The sequence below is a fragment of the Microbulbifer sp. TYP-18 genome, from assembly GCF_040932045.1.
Classification (GTDB): Bacteria; Pseudomonadota; Gammaproteobacteria; order Pseudomonadales; family Cellvibrionaceae; genus Microbulbifer.
Genome location: NZ_JBFRBC010000001.1, coordinates 240,338 through 259,398, shown reverse-complemented (window position 1 = coordinate 259,398; position 19,061 = coordinate 240,338). Strand labels below are relative to the sequence as shown.

17 protein-coding genes and 1 other RNA gene are annotated in these 19,061 nt (G+C 62.5%); 4 read left to right on the top strand and 14 right to left on the bottom strand.

Features of this window, described 5'->3' with window-relative positions; genetic code table 11:
* Positions 1–152: 152 nt before the first annotated feature.
* From ABVT36_RS01010 to rsmI, 14 genes are all read right to left on the bottom strand, one after another.
* On the bottom strand, positions 153–983 hold the full coding sequence (locus ABVT36_RS01010) for a cell division protein FtsQ/DivIB (RefSeq protein ID WP_368454842.1): 831 nt from the start codon (positions 981–983) through the stop codon (positions 153–155).
* Complete coding sequence (murC, locus tag ABVT36_RS01005) at positions 973–2,430, bottom strand: UDP-N-acetylmuramate--L-alanine ligase (RefSeq protein WP_367148344.1); 1,458 nt, start codon at positions 2,428–2,430, stop codon at positions 973–975. Before murC ends, ABVT36_RS01010 begins: the two co-directional genes overlap by 11 nt.
* Before the next feature lie 2 nt (positions 2,431–2,432).
* Positions 2,433–3,572: an undecaprenyldiphospho-muramoylpentapeptide beta-N-acetylglucosaminyltransferase gene (gene murG, locus ABVT36_RS01000; protein WP_368454841.1), complete on the bottom strand. Its 1,140-nt coding sequence runs from the start codon at positions 3,570–3,572 to the stop codon at positions 2,433–2,435.
* Positions 3,569–4,795, bottom strand: a complete 1,227-nt coding sequence (gene ftsW / locus ABVT36_RS00995; protein WP_368454840.1) for a putative lipid II flippase FtsW — start codon at positions 4,793–4,795, stop codon at positions 3,569–3,571. The genes murG and ftsW overlap by 4 nt, the downstream gene beginning before the upstream one ends.
* The gene (gene murD, locus ABVT36_RS00990; protein WP_368454839.1) at positions 4,792–6,177 is read right to left on the bottom strand and encodes a UDP-N-acetylmuramoyl-L-alanine--D-glutamate ligase; all 1,386 of its coding nucleotides are present in this window, start codon (positions 6,175–6,177) and stop codon (positions 4,792–4,794) included. Before murD ends, ftsW begins: the two co-directional genes overlap by 4 nt.
* A gap of 7 nt (positions 6,178–6,184) precedes the next feature.
* Positions 6,185–7,270 carry a phospho-N-acetylmuramoyl-pentapeptide-transferase gene (mraY, locus tag ABVT36_RS00985; protein ID WP_367148348.1) on the bottom strand — a complete coding sequence of 362 codons (1,086 nt, stop codon included), beginning with the start codon at positions 7,268–7,270 and terminating at the stop codon, positions 6,185–6,187.
* A complete protein-coding gene (gene murF / locus ABVT36_RS00980) occupies positions 7,270–8,655 on the bottom strand; it encodes a UDP-N-acetylmuramoyl-tripeptide--D-alanyl-D-alanine ligase (RefSeq protein ID WP_368454838.1) in 1,386 nt (461 codons plus the stop codon). The genes mraY and murF overlap by 1 nt, the downstream gene beginning before the upstream one ends.
* Positions 8,652–10,169 carry a UDP-N-acetylmuramoyl-L-alanyl-D-glutamate--2,6-diaminopimelate ligase gene (locus ABVT36_RS00975; protein WP_368454837.1) on the bottom strand — a complete coding sequence of 506 codons (1,518 nt, stop codon included), beginning with the start codon at positions 10,167–10,169 and terminating at the stop codon, positions 8,652–8,654. The genes murF and ABVT36_RS00975 overlap by 4 nt, the downstream gene beginning before the upstream one ends.
* Positions 10,166–11,899 (bottom strand): peptidoglycan D,D-transpeptidase FtsI family protein, encoded by a 1,734-nt coding sequence (locus ABVT36_RS00970; protein ID WP_368454836.1) that lies wholly within the window; start codon positions 11,897–11,899, stop codon positions 10,166–10,168. The genes ABVT36_RS00975 and ABVT36_RS00970 overlap by 4 nt, the downstream gene beginning before the upstream one ends.
* A 55-nt stretch (positions 11,900–11,954) precedes the next feature.
* Positions 11,955–12,230 (bottom strand): cell division protein FtsL, encoded by a 276-nt coding sequence (gene ftsL, locus ABVT36_RS00965; RefSeq protein WP_367148352.1) that lies wholly within the window; start codon positions 12,228–12,230, stop codon positions 11,955–11,957.
* Positions 12,227–13,153, bottom strand: coding sequence for a 16S rRNA (cytosine(1402)-N(4))-methyltransferase RsmH (rsmH, locus tag ABVT36_RS00960; protein ID WP_367148353.1), 927 nt, complete (start codon positions 13,151–13,153; stop codon positions 12,227–12,229). The genes ftsL and rsmH overlap by 4 nt, the downstream gene beginning before the upstream one ends.
* 18 nt (positions 13,154–13,171) lie before the next feature.
* Positions 13,172–13,615 carry a division/cell wall cluster transcriptional repressor MraZ gene (gene mraZ, locus ABVT36_RS00955; protein ID WP_367148354.1) on the bottom strand — a complete coding sequence of 148 codons (444 nt, stop codon included), beginning with the start codon at positions 13,613–13,615 and terminating at the stop codon, positions 13,172–13,174.
* A 640-nt stretch (positions 13,616–14,255) separates the two neighbouring features.
* An RNA gene (gene rnpB, locus ABVT36_RS00950) (RNase P RNA component class A) lies at positions 14,256–14,625 on the bottom strand.
* Between the two features lie 38 nt (positions 14,626–14,663).
* Complete coding sequence (gene rsmI / locus ABVT36_RS00945; protein ID WP_368454834.1) at positions 14,664–15,503, bottom strand: 16S rRNA (cytidine(1402)-2'-O)-methyltransferase; 840 nt, start codon at positions 15,501–15,503, stop codon at positions 14,664–14,666.
* A 36-nt stretch (positions 15,504–15,539) separates the two neighbouring features.
* Between rsmI and ABVT36_RS00940 the strand changes: the two genes are divergently transcribed.
* The 4 genes from ABVT36_RS00940 to ABVT36_RS00925 are packed head-to-tail and all read left to right on the top strand — an operon-like array spanning position 15,540 to position 19,016.
* Positions 15,540–17,456: a penicillin-binding protein activator gene (locus tag ABVT36_RS00940; protein ID WP_367148356.1), complete on the top strand. Its 1,917-nt coding sequence runs from the start codon at positions 15,540–15,542 to the stop codon at positions 17,454–17,456.
* Positions 17,446–17,817 carry a YraN family protein gene (locus ABVT36_RS00935; protein ID WP_368454833.1) on the top strand — a complete coding sequence of 124 codons (372 nt, stop codon included), beginning with the start codon at positions 17,446–17,448 and terminating at the stop codon, positions 17,815–17,817. Before ABVT36_RS00940 ends, ABVT36_RS00935 begins: the two co-directional genes overlap by 11 nt.
* Before the next feature lie 12 nt (positions 17,818–17,829).
* Positions 17,830–18,420, top strand: a complete 591-nt coding sequence (locus ABVT36_RS00930; protein WP_367148357.1) for an SIS domain-containing protein — start codon at positions 17,830–17,832, stop codon at positions 18,418–18,420.
* A 2-nt stretch (positions 18,421–18,422) separates the two neighbouring features.
* Positions 18,423–19,016 (top strand): BON domain-containing protein, encoded by a 594-nt coding sequence (locus ABVT36_RS00925; protein WP_367148358.1) that lies wholly within the window; start codon positions 18,423–18,425, stop codon positions 19,014–19,016.
* Positions 19,017–19,061 lie beyond the last annotated feature (45 nt).

Sequence of the window (19,061 nt, the reverse complement as noted above, 5' to 3'; positions counted from 1 at the left end):
CCCGCCATTACCAAATCGATCGCCAAACAGTCCCTGAAAGATTGCTGAAAACCACTTTTCCAACAGCCTGCCAAAAAACCTGTTTGACACCAGCTTAACCAATTCTCATCCCTGCCTCTGCGCCCGGGCCGACACCAACCCCCAGTGGGTTACTACTCCTTCCGCTCTCTCCACTGCACCGCCACAGCGTTGCTATAGCGGGTATCCACCCGCGCAACCTTTGCCAGGTACGGAGCCAATACGCCGCGGCTCAAGTTGAGAAAGCGGTTGATTCGCTCCAACAACTCATCGTGCCCCAGATACAACTCAATGCCGGACACCAGTTCCAACTGCCATCCGGCCAGGTCGTCAAACGTCAACCGTTTCACTTCCATATCCCGTGCGGTCAGCAGCCCCGCAAGTGCCTGGTACTGCGACATAATCTGCTCAACCAGTTCCTCGTCACCGGCCAGTTCCGGCAGCCGCCCGGTGACCATGCCCGGCGGCCGCGGCAGCAATGCACCGCTGGCCACCAGCAGCTGGTCGCCGCCCCACACCGCCAGGGGCCGCGCCTCCTGCACCACCACCTCGACGCCGCGGGGCCAGCGGCGACTGACCGATGCCGCGGTGATCCAGGGGTGCCGCAGCAGGGCGGCCCGCATCCCCTGGATGTCCACCGAGAAGAAACCCCGCCCCAGGAACGGCAGTAGCATCTCCTCGATCTCGCGCTGGGAAACCGCGCGAAACGGCCCCCTCACCTCTACCTGCTCCAGCGCTTTCGCCCCGACCAGTCCGCCGATCGGAAATTGACGCCAGCCCTGCAGGCCTGCATAACCGACACCGGCGACGAGAGCGACCAACGCAACCGCCAGCAAAAGCAACTTTGGCACCCGGCCCATACCGGTATGCCCTTGCTTTTCAGGGCGGCGACTCGCTCCCCGCCCCCGCGTTTTTTTGACGGCCGCCTTCTTACCCGGCGAATTCGCCACCCGCTTAACCGTCATTGTCTCCCAGCCGCCACTCGGCGAGCTTCTGTGCCAGAGCGCCGACGTTGCCGGCCCCCTGTGTCAGCACTATGTCCCCGGGTTCTAACAAGTCCGCAAGGATCGGCGGCACCTGCTCTATCACCTCGGCAAAAATCGGGTCCACCTGACCGCGATTGCGCAGGCTGCGCGCCAGGGTGCGACCGTCGGCACCGGGGATCGGCGCTTCGCCAGCGCTGTAAACATCCAACAGCACCAGCTTGTCCACCTGCGACAGCACCTGTACAAAATCCTCGAATAAATCCCGCGTACGGGTGTAGCGGTGCGGCTGGTAGATCATCACCAGACGTCGCTCCGGCCAGCCGTCGCGCACCGCCTGTATGGTGGCCGCCACCTCGCGCGGATGGTGACCATAGTCATCCACCAGCATCACCTTGTGCGCCCCGTCGATGTCGCTAACCGCGTAATGGCCGTAGATCTGAAAGCGGCGCCCCACACCCTGGAAGCTCCGCAGGCCCTCCTTGATGGCCTCGTCGCTGACACCCTCTTCAGTGGCCACCGCAATCGCCGCGGTCGCATTGAGCACATTGTGGATACCCGGCGTCTGCACGCACACTTCCAATAGATCGCCGCCGGGTCGCTGCACCTTAAAATGGCTGCGCAGCGGTTCCTGATTCACATTCAGAATCCGGTAGTCGTTGCCCTCCTCAAAACCGTAAGTGGAGACAGGGCGGGAAAATTGCGGTATCACCGCGCGCACATGGGGATCGTCACCACAAGCCACCACCAGGCCGTAAAACGGCAGATTGTGTACAAAGTCGACGAAGATCTGCTTTACCTTCTCGAAGTCACCTCCATAGGTCTCCATATGATCCATGTCGATATTGGTGACCACCGTGACCATGGGCTGCAAATGCAGGAAAGATGCATCACTCTCATCCGCTTCCGCAATCAGGTAACGGCTGGCTCCAAGAGCGGCATTGGCCCCGGCCGCATTAACCAGCCCGCCGATAACAAAGGTGGGATCCTTCTTGTCGGCGGCAAAAATAGAGGCGATCAGGCTGGTGGTAGTGGTCTTGCCGTGGGTCCCCGCCACGGCGATGCCATAGCGGTAACGCATCAGCTCACCTAGCATCTCCGCCCGGGGCACCACGGGTATGCGGTTTTCCCGCGCGGCCACCAGTTCCGCATTGTCCTCGTGCACAGCGGACGAATTCACCACTACATCCACGCCTTGAATATTCTCCGCCGCATGGCCGATCTGCACCGCGACCCCCAGCTTGCGCAAGCGCTCAGTCACCGATGAGGTGCGCAAATCCGAGCCCGACACTTCATAGCCCTGGTTCTGCAGCACTTCGGCTATGCCGCTCATACCGGCACCGCCAATACCGATAAAATGAATGCGGCGGATACGGCGCATCGCCGGCACCCTGTAGCCGTTTTTCTCCACCGGCACTTGCAAAGACATATTCAAATCACCTCCCCGCGCCCGGTCGCACCCAGCCCCAGGACTTCAGCACAATTCGCCAACACCTGTTCGGTGGCATCCGGCCTGGCGACACTTCTCGCCGCCCGCGCCATTTGCAGCAGTTCTTCCGGCTGTGCGAAAAGCTGCTGTAACTTCACTGCAAGTTTCTCCGCACTCAGCGCGTCCTGCGGCATCACCAGGGCGCCACCGGCACGCTGCAGCCAATCGCCATTTTTTTTCTGGTGGTCATCGATCGCGAAGGGGAAAGGCACCATGATTGCCCCGACACCCGCTGCGGCGATTTCCGACACCGTCAGCGCCCCTGCGCGACAGATAACCAGATCGGCCTGACCATAGGCCCGGGCCATATCGGTAATAAACGGCACCACTTCCGCCTCCACCCCCAGCTTGCGATAGGTGGCGGCGGCGATATCCAGGTGACGCTGACCCGCCTGGTGGACAATATGGGGGCGAATAGCTTCCTCCAGCAGCGCTATGGCCTGGGGGACCACTTCATTGATCGCCAAAGCACCCAGGCTTCCCCCCAGTACCAGCAGGCGGGGATGGGACCCTGTCCCGATCCGCTGCTCCGGCGCCGGCAATTGCGCTATCTCTGCACGCACAGGATTGCCCACCTGCCGCCCCTTGCGCAGACCGCTGGGAAATGCCTCCAGAACCCGGGTCGCCAGCGGGGCCAGCAGGCGATTGGTGGTGCCGGCCACGGCATTCTGTTCATGTATGACCAGGGGTATGCCGCGCAGCCGCGCCGCCACCCCGCCCGGTCCCGTGGCAAATCCGCCGAATCCCAGCACCGCGTCCGGGTTAACTTTCTTCACTAAAGCCATTGCCTGACCCAGTGCCCGGGCAATCTGCAGCGGCGCTCTCAACAGTGCCAGCTTGCCCTTGCCCCGCACACCCTCAACAGCAATGGTGTGCAGCGGTATACCCGCATCCGGGACCAGCTGTGCCTCTATGCCGCCCTGTGTACCCAGCCATTCGACCCGTGCACCTCTCTGTTCCAGGGCACGGGCAACTGCCAGTGCGGGGAACACATGGCCGCCGGTACCGCCGGCCATCAACAGAAATTTGCGCCCCGCAAAAAGCCCGTCGTCCGGTACCGCACTGCGATTCGTCATCATCATGCGGCCTCCCCTTCCAGTTGCCGGTCACCCAACTGCACTGGATTGACGATCGGCAGCGGGCGGGCCACACCCTTGGGCGATTTTTTCCCGGCGGCGGATTGGGAGACTTCCATCTGTACCCGCAGTGCCAGTGCAAACAGTGCGCAGCAAACCACCAGACTGCTTCCGCCCGAACTGACAAACGGCAGGGTCAACCCCTTGGTGGGCAGGAGGCCCGACGCCACCCCCATATTGACGAACGCCTGGCTCGCCAGCAGAACGGCAATACCAAACGCCAGCAGTGCGGGAAATATCTCCCCCCGATCCAGTGCACTGCGAACCAGGCGCAACAGTGACCAGGTGAGCAGGGCGAACAGGGAGATCACCAGCAGGCCCCCGGCCAGGCCCCATTCCTCGGACAAAATTGCAAAGATAAAATCCGTGTGGGCCTCGGGCAGGTAAAACAGTTTCTGCACACTGTTCCCCAACCCGACGCCAAACCACTCACCGCGGCCAAAGGCGATTAACGACTGGGTCAGCTGGTAGCCGCTGGCAAACTGATCGCCCCACGGATCCAGAAATGTGGTCAGGCGCTGCAGGCGATAGGGACTCACCAGTGCCATAACCACCAGTGCACCGGCGGCCAGTCCCACCAGTGCGAAGGTGTGGGGCAGCCGCGCCCCGGCCAGGAACACCATCGCCAGTGCGGTTCCCGAAATCACCACCACCGAGCCGAAATCCGGCTGCAACAGCAGCAGCGCAGCCACCCAGGCGAGAATGACCACCGGCACCATAAAACTGCTCCAGTGGCGCAGGCGCTGATTGCGGCGGGTGAGGAAACTGGCAAAGAAAATCAGCATACAGAATTTGGCCACTTCCGCCGGTTGCACTGTGACCGGACCGAACATCAACCAGCGGCGGCTGCCGTTTACCTCGCGGCCAATACCGGGGATCAACACCAGCAGCAACAGCAGGCAGGAAAAAAACAACAGCGGCCAGGAGAGCCGCGACCAGACCGACAGGGGAATCTGACTGACAATGGCCGCCACGGCGATGCCCAGCGACAAAAATATCAGGTGCCGCTTGAGGAAAAACCAGGGATCGCCGTAGACGTCGGCCGCAAATGCGATTGAAGCCGACGCCACCATCACTATGCCGATGCTGGCGAGCGCAAGCACACAAAACAGCAAAATCGCTACGGACTGCTGACCGCCCTGGGGCAAAATTCCCTGCCGCCAACTCACGGCGCACCTCCCGCGGGAGCCGTGTCCATAAGGGCGGTGACGGCGCGGCGAAAATCCTCACCCCGCTCTTCGAAATTGCGATACCTATCGAAGCTGGCACAGGCGGGGGAGAGCAGCACATAATCCCCGGCCCGCGCCTGTGCGTAGGCTTTCGCTACCGCATCCTCCATGGAGTGCGCGCGCAGCAGCGGGCATTTGCCGGCGAATACACTGGCAATTTTTTCTCCGTCGGCCCCAGTGCACACCAGGGCCCGCAGCTTGCCGGCACTTTTGGCCATGGGCGAGAAATCGGCACCTTTGCCGTCGCCTCCCGCAATCAATACCACCTTGCGCCGCTCGTCGGCCAACCCCTCCACCGCGGCGCAGGCCGCGCCCACATTGGTTCCCTTGGAATCGTTGACGAATACCACCTGTTCCAGATCCGCAACCCTTTCGCAGCGATGAGCCAGGCCGTTAAAACGGCGCAGCACACTGAGCATCGGCTCGAACGCCAACCCCAGCGCATTTCCCAGGGCCAGGGCCGCCAGGGCGTTGGCGACATTGTGTCGCCCCACCAGCGCCAGCTCAGAGACCGGCATCAAGGGCTCTGTACCCTGCACCAGCCATTCCTGTCCGCCCCTGTGTTCGATCCCGAACTGGTGCAGGTCCGGCTTGTCCAGACCGAAACTCCACTCGCGCATATGAGTGTTCAGCGGAGCCCGCGTGAGGGAATCCGCCCGATTGATTACCACCTGCCCAGCGTGCCGGTATATGCGCTGCTTGGCACTGTGGTAAGCGGCCATGTCCGCATAGCGGTCCATATGATCCGCGCTGAGGTTAAGGATCGTCGCCACGTCGGGCGCCAGGGAAAAAGTGGTTTCCAACTGAAAACTGGACAACTCGAGAACGAACAGCTGTGGCAACGGCTGCTCCAGCATATCCAGCACCGGCACGCCGATATTGCCGCCGACACCTACCCTTGTCCCCGCCTCCGCGGCCATCCTGCCGAGCAGGGTTGTGACGGTGCTCTTGCCGTTGGAACCGGTAATGGCGGCGATTTGCGGCTTGTGTGCCAGTCCGTCCAGTTCCCGCGCAAACAGTTCTATGTCACCGACAATGGGAATCCCGGCCCCGGCCGCCTGGACCAGCGCCGGTTGGCTCAACGCCACACCGGGGCTGGCGATAATCTCACTTGCGGACAACAGGGTTGCCGGGTCCAGTGGACCCGTCTGCAGTGTCAACTGGGGAAACTGATGGCGGAAAGCCTCTAGCCCCGGCGGCTGACTGCGGCTGTCCACAACCACGGGGGTGTGACCGCCGCGCAACAGGTAGCGCACCACCGAAACGCCCGTAGCGCCGATGCCGATTACCACCTTTTTTTGCGAAGTCGCGATCAGTGCCATAATTTTGTCAACGCAGTTTCAGCGTCGCCAGCCCCGCCAGTACCAGTACCACCGTGATAATCCAGAAGCGCACTATGACGCGCGGTTCCGGCCAACCCTTCAGTTCAAAATGATGGTGCAGAGGCGCCATGCGAAAAACTCTCTTTCCGGTCAGCTTGAATGAAGCCACCTGTATAATCACCGACACCGTCTCGGTGACAAAGACGCCGCCCATGATGAACAGCACTATCTCGTGACGGGTGATGACCGCAATAATTCCCAGTGCAGCCCCCAGCGCCAAAGCGCCGACGTCACCCATAAATACCTGTGCCGGATAGGTGTTGAACCACAGGAAACCCAACCCGGCGCCGCCCAGCGCAGCGCAGAACACCGCCAGCTCACCGGCCCCGGGAATCGACGGGATGTGCAGATAGCTGGCGAACTCCACATGCCCAACGAGATAAGCGATGATGCCCAGTGCCCCGCCCACCATGACCGTCGGCATTATGGCGAGGCCGTCCAGGCCGTCGGTTAGGTTGACCGCGTTGCTGCAACCGACCACGACGAAATAGGTCAGCAGGATAAAAAATACCGGCCCCAGGTTGATGGCAACATCCTTGAAAAAGGGCACGAACAACTGGGTCTCCGCCGGAATGGTCGCGCTGAAATAGAGATACAGGGCCGCACCCAGACCCGCCACCGACTGCCAGAAATACTTCCAGCGCGCAATCAGCCCTCGGGGGTTTTTCTCCACGACTTTTTTGTAATCGTCCACAAAGCCCACGGCACCAAATACAAAAGTGACAAACAGTGTGACCCACACATAGCGGTTGGTGAGGTCGGACCACAGCAGGGCCGCGGAAAAAATCGCAGCCAGAATTAATGTACCGCCCATGGTTGGGGTGCCGGACTTGCTCAGATGGGTTTGCGGCCCGTCGTCGCGCACCGCCTGGCCCACTTGCAGCTGGTTCAGCCAGTGAATCATGTGCGGTCCCACCAACAGCGAAATTCCAAGCGCGGTGAGCACGCTCAGAATTGCCCGCATGGTGAGATAGTTGAACACCGCAAAGGTGCTCACATGTTGCTGCAGAAGTTCTGCCAGCCAGAGCAGCATCAGTTGTATCCTCCACCTTCACCGGTGTCAGTCAACGCCCGCACCACCAGCTCCATATGTGCGCTGCGCGAGCCTTTCACCAGTACCGTGGTGTTTTCATCCAGTTCATTTTTCAGCGCCGCAACCAGTGCCTGGTGCGCGCGGAAGTTGTGCAGCGGCTGCGCGGCGCTGCGGCCGAAGGCCTCGCTGGCCGCCACACCCAAAGGCCCCAGTGTGTAGAGGGCATCCAGCCCCCGCTGGCGCGCCAGCTCGCCCACCTCCCGGTGCATGGCTTCCGCATCCGCACCGAGTTCCGCCATATCCCCCAGGGCCAGAATTTTTCTGCCGCTGCGTTGCGCCAGCAGTTCGATAGCCGCCGACACTGAGCCCGGATTGGCGTTGTAGCTGTCGTCGATCACCGTAATACCCTTCCAGCCCCGTATTACCTGCAGCCGCCCTTCCACCGCCCCGGCCTGCGCCAGGCCCGCGGCGATTTCAGCCGCCGGAATTCCCGCCGCGCGGGCACAGCCAGCGGCGACCAGGGCGTTGTGCACCATATGCTCACCCAGCATCTGCAGCTTGACCGGGTGCGCCAGTTCGTCGACAACCAGGTCGAAGCCCGCCTGCCCCTCTTCATCCAGGGCAATATTGTCGGCGTGCACCGCGCAGTCCCGCCCCAGTCCAACCCGGAGCACCTGAACCCCCGGCGGTATCCGGTCCAGCCAATAGCCGGCATAGTGCTCATCCGCGTTGACCACCGCCGTCGCACCCGCTCCCAGGCCGGTATAAATTTCCCCCTTGGCGGCGGCGATCCCGGCCACCGAGCCGAAACCCTCCACATGCGCCGGCATTACGTTGTTGACCGCCGCGATAGTCGGCCTGCCGATACCGCAGAGATAACCGATATCGTCCGGCCCGTTGGCGCCCATCTCCAGAATCAGCACCTGGTCGTCGGGGGTCAATCCGAACAGGGTCAGGGGCACGCCGATGTGATTGTTCAGATTTCCCCGCGTGACGCAGACCTGGTGACGGCGGGAAAAAATTGCCGCGAGCATCGCCTTCACCGAGGTTTTGCCACAGGAGCCGGTAATTGCAATGACCGGACCCGAAAACTGTTCCCGGCACAGCCGGCCTATCTGCCCCAGCGCAATAGTGGTGTCAGCCACTTTCCACTGGGGCAGGTTCGAAGCATGAATCTCCCGCTCGACCACCGCGCCGAGTACCGAACCCTCCAGTTCGGCGACAAAATCGTGTGCGTCGAAATTTTCACCCACCAGGGCCACGAACAACGACTGTGGATCCAGATTGCGGGTGTCGGTACACACGCGATCAAAGGTGACGGAACCATTGATCAGCTCACCGCCAAATCGCTGCTGCAGCTGCCGCAGTGAAATCGGGCTGATCACGGCGCCGCCTCCGCACCGCCCGCTGTACCCGTCTGTGCCACGCGCCGCTGCAGTGCCGCCGCGGCCTGCTCGCGGTCGCAAAAGTGAATCCTTTCCGCACCGATGATCTGGTAGTTCTCGTGCCCCTTGCCGGCAATCAGGACAATATCGCCCGGCTCTGCCGCCGCCACAGCACGATCGATGGCGCGCCCGCGATCCTCCTCTACCTGGATATTGCTGGCAGCGCCCTCCAGCACATCCGCAATGATTTTCTGCGGGTCCTCACTGCGGGGATTGTCACTGGTGACAATGGCGTAATCCGCCATTTCCGAAGCGATGCGCCCCATGGGTGCGCGCTTGCCACTGTCCCGGTCGCCACCACAGCCAAACACGCACCAAAGTCTGCCTTTGCAGTAGGGCCGCGCGGCGGCGAGTGCGGCGCGCAACGCTTCCGGGGTATGCGCATAGTCCACCAGTACGCTGATGTCCTCCGCTCCCTGCACCCGGACCCGCTCCATGCGGCCGGGAACCGCCGCGATAGTCGGGAAGGCCGCGAGAATATCGGCGAACGGCATGCCTCCTGCGGCAGCGGCAGCCACCACAGCCAACGCGTTGTGGATGTTGAAGTCGCCGATCAGCGGCGCCCGCAACTCACCACTGCCCCAGGGCGTGGTCAACTGCACGGAAAAACCGCTGTCGTGACGCCGCAGGTCTGTCGCGTGCAAATCACCCGCCTGCAGACCGTAGGTCAGCACCTTGAGCCCGCGCAGCTTGCAGCGCTCCGCCAGCTGGGCGCCGAAGGGGTCGTCGAGATTGATAATGCCGCGCTTCAATTGGGGCAGGCCAAACAGCTTTTCTTTCGCCGCACCATAGGCCGCCATAGTGCCGTGGTAATCGAGGTGATCCCGCGACAGGTTGGTAAAGATCGCCGTATCGAACACCAATCCGTGCACACGCCCCTGGGACAGTGCGTGGGACGACACTTCCATGGCCGCAGCCCTGACGCCGAGGTCGCGAAAGGCCGCATACTCCGCCTGTAAACGCACAGGGTCCGGTGTGGTCAGGCCGGTTTCCCGCAGCTCGATACGGCCGTCCCGCCACACGCCGTTGCCCACGGTACCCATGACACCGGCACTGCCGAAATGCTGCGCCAGCAATTGGGCGGTGAGATAAGCGCAGGTGGATTTGCCGTTGGTGCCGGTCACCCCCACCAGGTAGATGGCGCCGGTGGGATGGTCGTAAAAACGCGCGGCAATCTCGCCGACACGCTTCGCCAGCCCGGGTACCACAACCACCTGAACCCCCGCGCGGGTCTCAGTGCTCAGAGCGTCGCCATCGGCCAGTACGGCGGCGGCGCCGGCTTCGATAGCCGCGTCGATAAACTGCCGGCCATCGACGGTGCTGCCGCGCAGCGCCAAAAACAAATCGCCGGGCTGCACCTGACCGCTGTGCAGGGCGACACCGGAAACCTCGACCTCGGGAATGCCCGCGTAACCGGGGACCAGTTGTATGAGAGAAACCCTGCGCTGACTCACGATTTACTACCTCTTTCGCTCAACTGCACTGCCAGCTGTTGTTCCGCGGGGGGCACCTGCGTAGGCGGCACCTGCAACAGGCGCATGGCACCCGCCATCACTGCTCCAAACACCGGCGCCGCCACTTCACCGCCATAGTATTTGGCGTGTGTCGGCTCATCGATCACCACCACCGCCGCCAGGCGGGGGCGCTCCGCGGGGATAAAACCCGCGAACACCGACCGGTAGCGATTATCCGCATAGCCCTGGCGACCGACCTTGTGCACCGTGCCGGTTTTGCCGGCGACCTTATAGCCCTGGACCGCCGCCTGCTTGCCGGTACCCCGCGCGCTGACAACAGTCTCCAGCATGGCCGTAACCTCCCCGGCCAGGTCCGCCTCCACCACCCGCTCACTGGCCGACGCCGTTTTGTCACTGCCCAAAACCAGGGAAACCGGGCGTTTGAGCCCGGCGTTGGCAAAGACACTGTATGCGCGGGCCAGTTGCACCCCGTTGACGGTCAACCCGTAACCAAAGGCAAAATTGGCCCGTTCAATGGGCCGCCATCGGCTGCGGGTGGGCAATATACCCGACGCCTCCCCGGGAAAGCCGCTGCCCAGCGCCTGCCCGAGACCGAGGCGGGCAAAGAGTTCGCGCAACTTGTCTGGCTGCAGGTCCAGGGCAATCTTGGTAATACCCACCTGGCTCGACTTGGTAATCACGCTGGTCAGGTCCAGCCTGCCGTAATTGACCGGATCCAACAGGGTCTTTCCCGGCAGTCGCACATAGCCGGGATTGGTGTCGATTGCCGTATGGGGCTGGTAGCGGCCGGTTTCCAGCGCCGCCAGGGCCGTCAGGGGCTTGACTGCCGAACCCGGCTCGAACTGGTCGATCAGGGCCCGATTGCGCATTGCCGCCGGTCCGACACCGATACGGTTATTGGGGTTGAACGAAGGCTGGTTGGCCATGGCCAGCACGTCGCCGCTGCGGGTATCGAGGATCACCATAAAACCGGATGCGGCATCATTTGCAGCGACGGCCCGCTTCAACTCCCGATAGGCGAGATACTGCAGGCGCATATCGATGCTGAGTTTGAGGTCGCGGCCGGGGCGGGCTTCCTGTTGAGTGGCCAGATCCTGGACGGTGCGCCCCTTGAGATCCTTGACCACCTGCTGGCGTCCCGGCTTACCTGTGAGCCAGTCGTCATAGGCCAGTTCAAGCCCCTCCTGGCCGCGATCGTCGATATTGGTAAAGCCCACCAACTGCGCCACCACCTCGCCGGCGGGATAGAAACGGCGGTATTCCTTCTTGCTGTAAACACCCGCTATGTGCAGGCCCAGGACCTTTTCCGCCTGCTCCGGTGCCATGTGACGGCGCAGGTATACGAACTCTTTACCGCGGTAACGCTGCAGGCGCTCGGCCAGGGCGGAGGGCTCCATCGCCAGTGCTACTGCCAGCTGCCGCAGCTGGTCCGGCCCTGCCTCGCGCAGCAGCGCCGGGTTGGCCCAGAGGCTCTGCACCGGGGTGCTCACCGCCAGCAGTTCGCCATTGCGGTCCAGAATCGAACCCCGGTAAGCGGCAATTTCTTCCGTGCGGATGGTGCGCGCACGGCCCTGGTCCTGCAGGAAGCGGTAACCCCGCTCCTCTTCCGGCAGTACCTGGAGGCGCGCCAGATGAAAGATCAGCGACAGGGCGAACAAACACAGCAGCAGAGCCACCAGCGCAAAGCGCCAGCGGGCGATACCCTGCATTGATCTCTGTTGTTTTTTTACAGCGCCCATGAAACTCCCTGTTCGCCTTATAAAACTATTGCCCGGTGACCATGACCCGCTCCTCGGGAGCCGGCACATGCATATTCAGCTTTGTCCGCGCCACCTTTTCGATGCGGCTGTATGCCGACCAGGCGCCCTTTTCCAGCAGCAGGCGCTCCTGTTCGGTGCGCAGCTGGTCGCGCATCTTCTGTGCGGCTCCCAATTGCGCGGTCAGCTCGCGACTGCGCTGCGTGCTGTGCACCACCGCCAGTGAGGACCCAAGCACCGCCAGCCACAATGCGCACAGGAGCAGCAGACCGGCCCGCTTCATACCAGTTTCTCCGCCACCCGCATCACCGCGCTGCGGGCGCGCAGATTCTCGTCCAGCTCCACATCGCCCGCCTTCACCGCCTTGCCCAGGGGGCGCAGGGATCTGTCGATCTGGCTCTCCATCACGGGCAGGCCCCGCGGCAGCTGCGGACCCCGCGCCCGGTCGCGCACAAAGCGCTTCACCATACGGTCCTCCAGCGAGTGAAAGCTGATCACCACCAGCCTGCCACCGGGCGCCAGCAAGTCGACCGACCGGCCCAGCGCCTGCTCCAGGTCCCTGAGCTCTCCATTGATATGAATCCGGATGGCCTGAAACACCCGTGTGGCCGGATGTTTACCTTTTTCCCAGGCCGGATTGGCCGCCTTGACCACTGAGGCCAGATCGAGGGTGCGTTCGAAGGGTCTCTCGGCCCGGCGGCGTACGATTGCCGCGGCCATTCGCCTGGCGAACCGCTCCTCGCCATACTCCTTAAAAACCCGCGCCAGCTCAGCTTCGGATTCGGTATTCACCCACTCCGCCGCACTGACGCCGCTACCGCTATCCATGCGCATATCCAACGGGCCGTCCTGGGTAAAGCTGAAACCCCGCTCGGCCTGGTCCAACTGGGGCGACGAGACGCCCAGGTCCAGCAAAATACCTGTCACCCGGCCGGGCCGGACTTCCGCAGCCCTATCCATGTCGGCGAATGAGCCGTGCCAGACCGCGAAACGGGGCTCGGCTGCAAAACGCTCCCTGGCGTAGGTCACCGCCTGCGGATCCTTGTCCACAGCCACCAGCCGCCCGCCCTCGTTGAGGCGCTGGAGGATCAGGGCACTGTGCCCTCCGCGGCCAAAGGTACCGTCGATGTAAAAGCCGCCCGGATCAGTGACCAGGGCATCGACGGCCTCGTGCAACAACACACTGCGATGCAAACCCTGGGACACCCGGGCCTTCTCCTTCGTCTACAGCGAGAGCGAAGCCATCTCCTCCGGCACATCACCCTCACCTTCGCTACTGTCGAGCCAGTCCATCCAGCGGTCCTCGCTCCACAACTCCAACTTCTTGCCCTGCCCCACCAACATCAGTTTCTTTTCCAGACCGGCGTATTCGCGCAGGGTCGGCGGGACCAGTACCCGCCCGCTGGCGTCCACCTGCAGCTCGCAGGCATAGCCGATCAACAGCCTCTGGGCACGGCGCGCCACCTTGTTAAAACTGGACAGCGCTTCAATCTTTGGCAGAATTTCACGCCACTGGGGCTCCGGGTAAACCAGCAGGCAGCGTTCCTCTGTGTGCGCTGTGACCACCAGCCGCCCGGCACAATCCTCCCGCAGCGTGTCGCGAACGCGCGCCGGTATCGCCAGACGCCCCTTGGCGTCCATATTGATGGCGTGGCTGCCTAGATACACTACTCTTCCCGGTTGACTGCTACCGCCTCGAAACAGACGCGACAGTGGTCGGGAAACTGCGGATAAAAATCAATGTCGCGCCATGCAGATAACCACCAATTAGCACTTACGCGCCACCGATACCCACAAAATCCCACTTTTCCCCACTTTCGACACTATAAATCTGACCGGCTCAAAGTCAAGGAAATAGACCGGGAAAAACCGACTGGGTACCAGTATCTACGGGGGTTTCAGGTGCTCGGCGGGCGTAGAAAGTGCATTTTTTAACCAGGCAAAACTGCCACTGAAGCAAGTGCTTACTTATAGAAGCTAAGAGTCTACTTTAAGTTCCTTGGGGCAGCTAATGACCTCGCCTCGGGCCAGCGTCAATCCTCGCCCGGGCGGCTCTGACAGCGGCCGATTCACAAGAATCCACTACGCAAACCACGTGTTAGTGGCCGCTAACATTGTAAGATTCCGCCGCAGGTCCCCGGCGACTCACCCGTTCATCGCCACAAAGGAGCTTTTTTGATCCACGGCAACGACACAGACGACAACCGGGGCTGCCCGCCAGGGGGCTGTGCAGCGGATTTGATGCGGATCTTTTGCGCGCCGAAAAAAGGCCGCCCGCGGCAAGGTCGCAGGGGGATTGAGGTCGAATTGGGTGAGCTGGCCTGTAAGCCGGGTTCTGTCGAGGACAATCATTCATCTGGGATGTCTGTCACCAGACACCTCAAGCGACCTACCCGCCCTCAGTGCGGGTCACACCTGTAGAGGGCCTATTTGGTCTTGCTCCGGACGGGGTTTACCGTGCCGCGGACTGTTACCAGCCGCGCGGTGCGCTCTTACCGCACCCTTTCACCCTTACCTGTACTTTCCCGGACCGAAATCCGGAAGAGCCATCGGCGGTCTACTCTCTGCTGCACTTTCCGTAGGCTCACGCCCCCCAGGGGTTACCTGGCGTCCCACCCTATGGAGCCCGGACTTTCCTCCGCCTCCAAAAAGGAAACAGCGATTGTCCAGCCAGCTCGCGCGCAAGCCTAATGAGCCGCGGGCAGAAGCGCAAGCGCTATTTCTGCGTGAGGCTCCAGTTGTAAAGCGCCTTCTTACTCGCCCCAGTAATCTCCGCCGTCAGCGCGGCGGCCCGCCTGGGCGGCAACTCCCCCAGCAACAGTGCCATGACCCGCTCCGCTTCACCGCTCAGCTCCTCCTCCCGGCGGGGTTCGGCACCCCGCACCAGCAGCACTATCTCACCCCGCTGCTGGTCGCTGTCCGCCGCCACCCAGTCCGCCAGCTCGCCCAGAGGCGCCAAGTGGATAGTCTCGAACGCCTTGGTCAGCTCGCGGGCGATCACCGCCTCGCGATCGGCACCGAAGGCTTCCGCCATCGCCCGCAGGGTATCCGACACCCGGTGCGGGGCTTCATAGAACACCAGGGTCCGCTCCTCCCGGGCCAGGGCCTGTAGGGCAACCTGTCTGGCAGTGGGTCGCGATGGCAGAAAGCCTTCAAAAGTAAAGCGGTCACAGGGCAGCCCGGCGGCACTGAGGGCAGCCACAAAGGCGCAGGCACCGGGTACCGGTATCACTTTGACCCCGCGCGCGCGGGCCTCCCGCACCAGTCGGTAACCAGGGTCGGAGATCAGCGGTGTGCCCGCATCGGAAATCAGCGCTAGGGTTTGTCCGCGCTCCAGGCGCTCCAGCAACTGCTCGCTGCGCCGTCCACCGGAGTGGTCGTGATAGGCGACCAGCGGGGTATCGATATCAAAATGGGATAAAAGTCGCTGACTGTGACGCGTGTCTTCCGCTGCCACCAAATCCGCGCATTGTAGAACTTCAATCGCTCGCGGTACCATGTCGGCCAGATTACCAATGGGTGTAGCAACGATATAAAGCACCTTGTCCGGCCCCATAGTTCACTCCAATTGTAAGTTTTGCGGGAGAAGAATATGTCCGCCTTTTCACGGCGCCGCTGTCCGCTTGCGGCAATCATCGCCACAGGCGTGCTGAGCCTGGCGTTGACCGCATGCCAGACAGTGGCCCCGCAGCGGGACAACCAGGCACCGGCGGGTACCAGTGCTGCCTCGGCAACGCGCGCCGACGCGGTGCAACTGCTGCAAAACGCGCAGAAATTGCCCTCGCCCCAGCGCGATCAACAGCAACTGCAGGCGGCCGCCATTCTATATGAGCTGGGGGACGCCGGGAGTGCCAAAAGCGCCGTAGCAAGCGTGGAACCGGCCCGGCTCGACGATGTACAGTTTGCCAGATACGTCCAGGTATACGGCAGCCTGCTGGCCGCTGACGACGAGTTCTTTCGCGCCCTGGACCTGGCCACTGCCCCGCGCCTGGAACACTCCTGGGCGCGGATTCCGGTATCCACTGCCCTTTCGCTGCGCAGCCTGAGGGCGGACCTCTGGGGCCTGCTGGGGGATCTGGACAGCGCGATTGAGGAGCGGCGCCATATCGCCGGCATCGCCTCCGGTGAGGCGGCAATTGAGGCCAACAACGACGGCTTCTGGCAACTGCTGACCCAACTTCCCTCCAGTGAGCTGCAACTGCGCGCAGACGAGGCCAGCGACGCACAGATGCGCGGCTGGTACCAGCTGGCGCTGGTGGGACGCGATACCCAGAGTGACATCAGTGCCCAGCTGGCAGCTCTCAGCCGCTGGCACCAGCACTGGCCCCATCACAGCGCCAGCCTTTATCCGCCCCGGGCGCTGCAACTGATAGAGCAGCTGGCCGCGCAGAGGGCCCAGCGCATCGCCCTGCTGCTGCCGCTCAGCGGCCAACTGGGCGGTGCCGGGCGGGCGATTCGCGACGGCTTTATGGCCGCCTACTACACCGGGCTGAACACCGGTGCCCCCGTCCCTGAGGTGCAGGTCTACGATACCGGCACTGAGCAGCCATTTGAGGAAATCTATCAGGCGGCGGTTGACGCCGGCGCCCAGGCTATCGTCGGTCCGCTGGACAAAACCAGGGTGGCCAACCTTCTGGCCACGGAAAAACTGCCGGTGGCGACGCTGGCGCTCAACTATGGGGAACAGGGCCGCCTCACCGACGACCTGGTCCAGTTTGGGCTGGCCGTGGAGGATGAGGCGCGCCAGGTTGCGCGTCAGGCCTATCGCCAGGGCCATCGCCAGGCGATGATCCTGGCCACCGACAGCGGTTGGGGCCAGCGCGGAGCCGACGCGTTTCGCGAGGAGTGGCAGCGGCTGGGAGGCAGTGTCAATTTCAGCTCCAGCTTCCACAACAGCACCAACTTCTCCAAACTGGTGAGCGATGCGCTGCTCATTCCCGAGAGCAAAGCCCGCGAGAGCGCCCTGCGCCGCAAGCTGGCCGCCCCGCTGGAATTCACCCCTCGACGTCGCGGCGATGTGGACATGTTATTCCTGGTGGCCCAGCCACAGCAGGCGCGGCAGATCAATCCGATGCTGACCTACTTCTACGCCAGCGACCTGCCGGTATACGCCACCTCACATGTGTTTCAGGGCAGTGTGGACCGCACCCGCGATCGCGATATCAACGGTGTTCGCTTTACTGCACTGCCGTGGCTGTTTGAGAGCGACAATCGCACCAAGCGCAGTATCGAAGACGAGGCGTCTCCGGCACCGGCCTTCGCCCGCCTCTATGCGCTGGGGGCGGACGCTTTTCGACTGCTCCCGCGCCTGCCGATGCTGCGCCAGTTTCCGGCGCAAAAGGTCTATGGCCTGACCGGTGCCCTGAGCCTCTCGGCGGATGGCCGTATTGAAAGAGAGCAGATTTGGGCACAGATCGACAAAGGGGCACCAGTACCCATAACCACTGCCAGCGGCCCCCTGGTTCCTCCCCCGGACAATCTCGATCTGTCCGGCACCAGTGACTTCTGACCAGGTGGCGGCCGCCGGCGGGACAGGAGCCGCCATGGAGGCCGTCGCAGCCCGCTACCTGACAGAAACGGGGCTTAGCATTGCGGCCCGCAACTATCGCTGCCCCGGTGGTGAAATCGACATCGTTGCCTGGGACGGAAACACTCTGGTGTTTGTGGAGGTCCGCTACCGGCGCAGCGATGCTTTCGGCTGCGCGAGCGCCAGTATCGATAGGCGCAAACAACAAAAATTACACACCGCCGCCGCCGATTACTTGCAGCGTCACAAAGTGGATTGCCCGTGCCGCTTCGACGTGGTCGCCATCGATGGCGGGATCGACAATATCCGCTGGATTCCCCATGCGTTCGAAGCTCGGGGATAGGGAATATCAACGATGGAACAAAGAGTCGTAACACTTTTCCACCGCAGCCTCGAAGCCACCATGAACGCCGGCGAGGAACTGGCTCCCCTGATCGCCGAGGCCAGCGAAATGGTGGCGCATACGCTGCTGGCGGAAAACAAGCTGCTGCTGTGCGGCAACGGCGTGAGCGGTGCCCTGGCGCAGAGCTTCTGCGCACAAATGCTGGGCGGGTTTCAACGCGAGCGCCCGGGGCTGCCCGCCATCGCCCTCAACGGCGACGCCGTCTCCATGGGTACCGTGGCCAGCAACCACGGCGGGGCGGAATCATTCGCCGGGCCGGTGCGCGCCCTGGGCCAGCCGGGAGATCTTTTGATCATCATCAGTAACGACGGGCGCGACTCCAACCTGGTCCAGGCGATGCGCGCCGCCCGGCACCGGGATATGGGTATCCTGGCCCTCACCGGCGGCGACGGCGGCGACTGCGCCGCCCTGTTGGACAATCACGATATTGAACTGCGCGTGCCTTCTGAGGTCGCTTCAGAGGTACACCAAATACACTTGTTAACCATTTTCTGCCTGTGCGACCTCATCGACAGCAGCTTGTTCGGTGGATATGAGGACTGACCATGACCAACAAATCAAACAACAGACAAGGCATCAGCCTGCTGCTGACCCTGTGCAGCGCTGTACTTCTCACCGGCTGCGCCACCTTACTGGAGGCCACCCACGACGGCCCCATTAAGCAGGACCCGGGCAAACGCTCCTTCGGTACCTATATAGACGACCAAAAGATCGAGACGGTGGCCACAGTAAACATCAACAAGGCAGACCCGGAACTCAAGGCCGCTAACATCAACGTCAATGTATTCAACGGCGTGGTGCTGTTGACCGGGCAGGTGGGCAGCAATGAACTGCGTATGCTGGCGGGCCGCACTGCGCAGCAGGTACACAATGTGCGCCAAGTGTACAACGAGATACAGGTACGCGGCAAGACCTCACTTCTGGCCAGCGGCAGCGATACCTGGCTGACCACCAAGGTGCGCAGCACCCTGTTGGCCAACAAGGAAGTCGATAGCGGCCGCATCAAAGTGGTTACCGAAAACGGTGTGGTTTACCTGATGGGTCTGCTGACCCGGGGGGAGACCGAACGCGCTGCAGATGTAACCCGCGGTGTGGGCGGCGTGCAGAAAGTGGTCAAAGCCGTGGAATATATCGACTGAACCGGGCCTCCCCGGAAGCAGCAAAACGCGCGGGCTGTGCCTGCG

Coding starts and splice junctions, on each gene's coding strand:
- ABVT36_RS01010 (WP_368454842.1), bottom strand. CDS start 983: ATGACGGTTAAGCGGGTGGCGAATTCGCCGGGTAAGAAGGCGGCCGTC.
- murC (WP_367148344.1), bottom strand. CDS start 2,430: ATGTCTTTGCAAGTGCCGGTGGAGAAAAACGGCTACAGGGTGCCGGCG.
- murG (WP_368454841.1), bottom strand. CDS start 3,572: ATGATGATGACGAATCGCAGTGCGGTACCGGACGACGGGCTTTTTGCG.
- murD (WP_368454839.1), bottom strand. CDS start 6,177: ATGGCACTGATCGCGACTTCGCAAAAAAAGGTGGTAATCGGCATCGGC.
- mraY (WP_367148348.1), bottom strand. CDS start 7,270: ATGCTGCTCTGGCTGGCAGAACTTCTGCAGCAACATGTGAGCACCTTT.
- ABVT36_RS00970 (WP_368454836.1), bottom strand. CDS start 11,899: ATGCAGGGTATCGCCCGCTGGCGCTTTGCGCTGGTGGCTCTGCTGCTG.
- ftsL (WP_367148352.1), bottom strand. CDS start 12,230: ATGAAGCGGGCCGGTCTGCTGCTCCTGTGCGCATTGTGGCTGGCGGTG.
- rsmI (WP_368454834.1), bottom strand. CDS start 15,503: ATGGGGCCGGACAAGGTGCTTTATATCGTTGCTACACCCATTGGTAAT.
- ABVT36_RS00940 (WP_367148356.1), top strand. CDS start 15,540: ATGTCCGCCTTTTCACGGCGCCGCTGTCCGCTTGCGGCAATCATCGCC.
- ABVT36_RS00930 (WP_367148357.1), top strand. CDS start 17,830: ATGGAACAAAGAGTCGTAACACTTTTCCACCGCAGCCTCGAAGCCACC.
- ABVT36_RS00925 (WP_367148358.1), top strand. CDS start 18,423: ATGACCAACAAATCAAACAACAGACAAGGCATCAGCCTGCTGCTGACC.